1 protein-coding gene and 1 pseudogene are annotated in these 1,054 nt (G+C 44.8%); both read right to left on the reverse strand.

The genetic code is table 11. The annotated features are described in order from the left end of the window. Nucleotides 1-255, reverse strand: a pseudogene (locus J5224_RS29630) (guanine deaminase); the annotation flags it as partial. A 354-nt stretch (nucleotides 256-609) separates the two neighbouring features. Next, the coding region (locus J5224_RS29635) for an ATP-binding cassette domain-containing protein (protein ID WP_264628643.1) at nucleotides 610-1,054 on the reverse strand (445 nt) is incomplete at its 5' end.

Consider the following 1,054-nt stretch of genomic DNA (forward strand, 5'->3'; position numbering starts at 1 on the left):
CTGTGGAAAGTGAATATGGGTATCGATAAAGCCCGGCAAAATCACTTTTCCGCGATAATCGATCAGCGACCAGCCCGTTTTGACACGCGCTTCACCTTGCTGCCAGGGCACTAAATCGACGATTTTTCCCTTATCAATCAGCAATACGCCGTCTTCAATATAACGGGCATGCTCAACGATCTGCTGCGGATTCTCTGCGGGCGCGACAATATCGAAAAAAGCGCTGCGGATAGCGTAACGGTTGCATACGGTCATGCTGTTTTATCCTGAGTAATAAACGAAGGGTTATTTAATAAACAGCAATTCCCGTACCACAATAAAACCGGCCCGGTGGTCATTTATTTTTTATGATATGCAAACGGTTGCATTTTTAAGCAAACGATTACCTTGTCGGAGCCACGTTATTACACATCGCTGACGCAATAGATCTATTTCTAATAATGCACCATGAAACAGCAAAAATAGCTCCCCATGCCCTTATAAAGTGCATGGTTATGACATTTGATTTGTGTTTTATTTGTCTATTGAACAGGAGGAGAGATCTGTTCACTCAAGATTATCGGCACGTATTGCAAATACCATGAGATGATGAATTAACGGTAAACCAACTCAAGACGCGTTCCAAAGCTCTTTTTGGATATTGACCAACTCATAATATTCGCCCTTTAACCTTGAGAGCGCATCGGGCGTCCCTTGCTCTACAAGAACCCCGTTTTTCATCACAATCACTTTCTCTGCATTCTTAACGGCCCCCATTCTGTGTGTTACCGTTATGGAGGTTTTTCCTTTGGTGCTTTGATAAAAACGCTTAAAGAAATCTGCTTCAATGCGCGGATCCAGTGCGCTGGTGGGTTCATCTAAGATAACAATGCCACTGTTCGATGAATATAATGCCCTGGCAATAGCAAGCCGTTGCCATTGTCCGCCAGACAGGTCCGTCCCGGAAAACTCTTTCCCCAACAGATCGGTATAATCTACTCCTGCGGGTAATGTAAACCCTGCCTGCAAACACACACGTTCTAGCGCCTCTCTGTTACCCCCATTAGCCACATCC

The sequence above is a fragment of the Candidatus Symbiopectobacterium sp. NZEC135 genome (assembly GCF_025962695.1).